Raw genomic sequence first — 3533 nt, forward strand, 5'->3', positions numbered from 1 at the left:
TCAACAAAAACCTTGATTTTTATTTTAAAATAGTTATATTTGATTTTATCCGTGGGGGTGCTCTTTAAAAGGGCTGAGAAATACCCCTCGAACCTGATCCGGGTAATGCCGGCGAAGGGAACGGGTGAGTAAAAAGCCATCCGACCATTCGTCGGGTGGCTTTTTTGTTTTAAATCATTAATGCCACCTGCCGGATTTAAAAAAACTTTGGAGGAAATATGACACAGCTTGAAGCAGCCAAAAAAGGGGTATTGACTGCAGAAATGCAGAAAGTGCTCAATGACGAACAGATCGATGAAATTACACTGATCACAAATGTTGCTGAGGGTAAGATAGTAATCCCTAAAAACAAAAACAGAAGTTTTCCAAAGGTGATGGGTATTGGCAAGGGGCTTAGAACTAAGGTCAATGCTAACATAGGTACTAGTGGTGATTGTCCTACTTTAGAGATTGAGAAGGAAAAGTTGAAAGTTGCTATAGAAGCAGGTGCAGATAGCGTGATGGATCTCTCCACTGGTGGTGACCTGGAAAGAATTAGGGAGGTAATTCTACAGGAGTCCACTGTTATGGTGGGGGCTGTACCTATATATGCGGTTGCTGCAAGATTGGCTGAAAAGAATATTCCCACACATAAGATGGATGGAGAAAAGCTGTTAAGATCGATAGAGGAGCAATGTAAGCAGGGTGTGGATTATATAACTGTTCATTGTGGTGTGACAAAAGAGTCTGTTGCGAGGATGGATAGAAGCAATAGAATATGTGGAATAGTGAGTAGAGGAGGATCTATACTTGCAGACTGGATAAGAAAAAATGGCAAAGAGAACCCCCTTTTTGAGTTTTATGATGACCTTTTGGATATAGCTTATAAATATGATGTAACGCTGAGCCTGGGTGATGGGTTTAGACCAGGAGCGATAGCTGATGCTACGGATAGGGCTCAGATAGATGAATTAATCATTTTAGGGGAGCTTGCTCAGAGGGCATGGGAGAAGAATGTTCAGGCGATGATAGAAGGTCCAGGGCATGTGCCGTTAAACCAGATACAGGCAAACATGATACTTCAGAAGAGATTATGTAATGATGCCCCTTTTTATATCTTAGGGCCTTTACCCACAGATATTGCTCCAGGTTACGATCATATTACGAGTGCTATTGGTGGGGCAATAGCGGGAGCTGCTGGGGCTGATTTCTTATGTTATGTGACACCAGCTGAGCATCTATCTTTACCTGATACTGACGATGTTAGAGAGGGGGTTATAGCTTCGAGGATTGCTGCCCACATTGCTGATATAGCAAAAGGGTACCCCGGTGCAATTCAAAAGGATATACAGATGAGTAAATACAGGAAAGAGTTAAACTGGGATGGGATGTTTTCTCTGGCTATAGATCCTGTTAGGGCTAAGGAAAAGTTCAAAAAAAATAATGATATAAATTCATGCACCATGTGTGGTAAGCTATGTGCCGTGAATATCGACAGAATATAGCAAAATATCTAAAGCTCTATCTCATATTAGAAACTGACATGCTCAAGATCCCTTTGAGAGATTTTATCTTGGGAGCTGTAGAAGGTGGTGTTACAGCTATACAGCTAAGGGACAAGAAACTAAGTGCAAGGCAAAGGTATGAAAACGGGATCTTTATTAAAGAACTTTTGAAAGGTTGTGATGTGATGCTCTGTGTTAATGATAGGCTGGATCTGGCTATGGCTTTAGATCTGGATGTTATCCATGTGGGGGTAAAGGATATACCCCCTTATGTGATCAAAGAGTTTTACCCTGATATGGTAGTAGGGTATTCTTGTAATAATATGGAAGATTTAAAGGTAGCTGAGACTATTCATGTGGATTATGTAGGTGTGGGACCAGCTTTTGAAACCTCCACAAAAGATGACTTAAGACCACTTTTGGGGCCTGATGGGATAAAAAGCCTTGTATCAAACACTAAGATACCAGCGGTAGCTATCGGTGGGATAAACCGGATAAATTGCCATTTGCTTGTAGATTCTGGTGTATGTGGGGTGGCGGTGAGTTCTGAATTGTGTAAAAGTGATAAACCCTATGATGTGGCTAAACAACTCAGGGCTTTTTTCCCGTAAGAGATGAAAGAATTCGATTTTTTAAAAAAGATAAAGCCAGTTAGATACCATTTAAAGGATAGAGAATTAGGTATTGGTGATGATGCGGCTTTAATAGGTGATTTTCTCATAGCAAAAGATATCATCGTATCAGATATCCATTTTAAGAAGTCTGCTGGTGTAGAGAATATATTGTTTAAGCTTATAACATCTAATGTAAGTGATATAGCTGCTATGGGAGGGAAAGCACCTTTTTATGGGTTGTTGGGGATATCTGCTCATGATGAGTTTTTAGATGAGAACTTTTTAAAGGGGCTACGCTACGCCCTTGATTTTTATAATGTTGATTTGATTGGTGGAGATACAACATCATCAAAACATGATTTCTTTCTTTCTTTCACAATTATTGCTAAGAAAAATAGATATGTTTTAAAAAGAAATGGTGCTAAAGCTGGGGATTATCTTTTTGTTTCAAGAGGGCTGGGTTATTCAAAGATCTCCTTGGAAAAAGAGCTCGGTTTGAAAGAACATGATATAGATCCTTTATACCATTACAGGCAGGTCGCCGAGGTAGAATTGGGCAGGTTATTGGGGACGTTACCTTATGTAACTTCCTGTATAGACATCAGCGATGGGCTTGGTAGGGATTTGGGGCATATAGCTGAAAAGAGTGGGGTAAGGATAGTTTTAGACGAGGAGAAGCTACCTTTAAAACATTTGGAAAAGTTTAATCTTAGTACACCTGTAGATTATTTTGTATCTTCAGGGGAAGAGTATGCTTTGGCTTTTACTGTAGGCAGAGAATATCTGACCGACTTTATGAAAAGGATCAAAAGATTTGATTCTGTGTACCTTATAGGAGAGGTGGTAGATGGTACAGGTGTTTTTTTAAAAAGAGGTAGTGATTTTGTCGATATTTCAAGAAAAGGGTTTGAGCACGAGTTATAAAATGTTTTTATTTTTATAACAAAGGACTGGGGGAATCCCCCCAGTTATTTTCTAAGCTTTCTTCACTTTGCCAGCTTTAAGGCATTTAGAACAGATCTTGATCCTTGTCTTGGAGCCATCAGGATTTAGAACCCTTATTCTGTGGAGATTTGGGTAAAATATCCTTCTAGTCACATTGTGGGCATGGCTTATATTGTGCCCAAACATCGGACCTTTGCCGCATATATCGCATCTTCTTGCCATTTATAGCCTCCTGTTACTTACTTTCGCGAAAAGGGTTATAATACTATCACATTATGAAAAATAATCAAGGGGTTTTTTATCTGTTTTGAAAATATTTTTTAATCTTCAATATGCTCAAATTATGACAACCAATCCCAACCTTTTTCTTGATGTTTTGTAAAAATACTGCTATTTTTTCTGTTAAAAAAGTTTGAAAATTGGAGGCTGTTTTTATGAAGTATAATCCATCGGTTATTGAAAATAAATGGCAGAAGATATGGGAAGAGAG

General features: G+C 38.9%; 5 protein-coding genes and 1 riboswitch. Of the genes, 3 read left to right on the plus strand and 2 right to left on the minus strand.

Annotated features, from left to right (window positions below; genetic code table 11):
• The first annotated feature begins 43 nt into the window (after positions 1–43).
• Positions 44–137: riboswitch (TPP riboswitch) on the plus strand.
• A gap of 81 nt (positions 138–218) precedes the next feature.
• From thiC to thiL, 3 genes are read left to right on the plus strand one after another with little or no spacing between them, the layout of a single operon-like run.
• The gene (gene thiC / locus N3C60_08995; GenBank protein MCX8085042.1) at positions 219–1484 is read left to right on the plus strand and encodes a phosphomethylpyrimidine synthase ThiC; all 1266 of its coding nucleotides are present in this window, start codon (positions 219–221) and stop codon (positions 1482–1484) included.
• Positions 1457–2095, plus strand: a complete 639-nt coding sequence (gene thiE / locus N3C60_09000; GenBank protein ID MCX8085043.1) for a thiamine phosphate synthase — start codon at positions 1457–1459, stop codon at positions 2093–2095. Before thiC ends, thiE begins: the two co-directional genes overlap by 28 nt.
• Positions 2096–2098: 3 nt before the next feature.
• Positions 2099–3022: a thiamine-phosphate kinase gene (gene thiL / locus N3C60_09005; GenBank protein ID MCX8085044.1), complete on the plus strand. Its 924-nt coding sequence runs from the start codon at positions 2099–2101 to the stop codon at positions 3020–3022.
• Positions 3023–3073: 51 nt separating this feature from the next.
• Here the strand turns inward: thiL and rpmB are convergent, their stop codons facing one another.
• On the minus strand, positions 3074–3265 hold the full coding sequence (gene rpmB, locus N3C60_09010) for a 50S ribosomal protein L28 (GenBank protein MCX8085045.1): 192 nt from the start codon (positions 3263–3265) through the stop codon (positions 3074–3076).
• 76 nt (positions 3266–3341) lie between these two features.
• The coding region (locus N3C60_09015) for a hypothetical protein (GenBank protein ID MCX8085046.1) at positions 3342–3533 on the minus strand (192 nt) is incomplete at its 5' end.

Source organism: Calditerrivibrio sp., assembly GCA_026415135.1.
In the GTDB taxonomy this organism is placed as follows: Bacteria; Chrysiogenota; Deferribacteres; order Deferribacterales; family Calditerrivibrionaceae; genus Calditerrivibrio.

Coding starts and splice junctions, on each gene's coding strand:
- thiC (MCX8085042.1), top strand. CDS start 219: ATGACACAGCTTGAAGCAGCCAAAAAAGGGGTATTGACTGCAGAAATG.
- thiE (MCX8085043.1), top strand. CDS start 1,457: ATGTGCCGTGAATATCGACAGAATATAGCAAAATATCTAAAGCTCTAT.
- thiL (MCX8085044.1), top strand. CDS start 2,099: ATGAAAGAATTCGATTTTTTAAAAAAGATAAAGCCAGTTAGATACCAT.
- rpmB (MCX8085045.1), bottom strand. CDS start 3,265: ATGGCAAGAAGATGCGATATATGCGGCAAAGGTCCGATGTTTGGGCAC.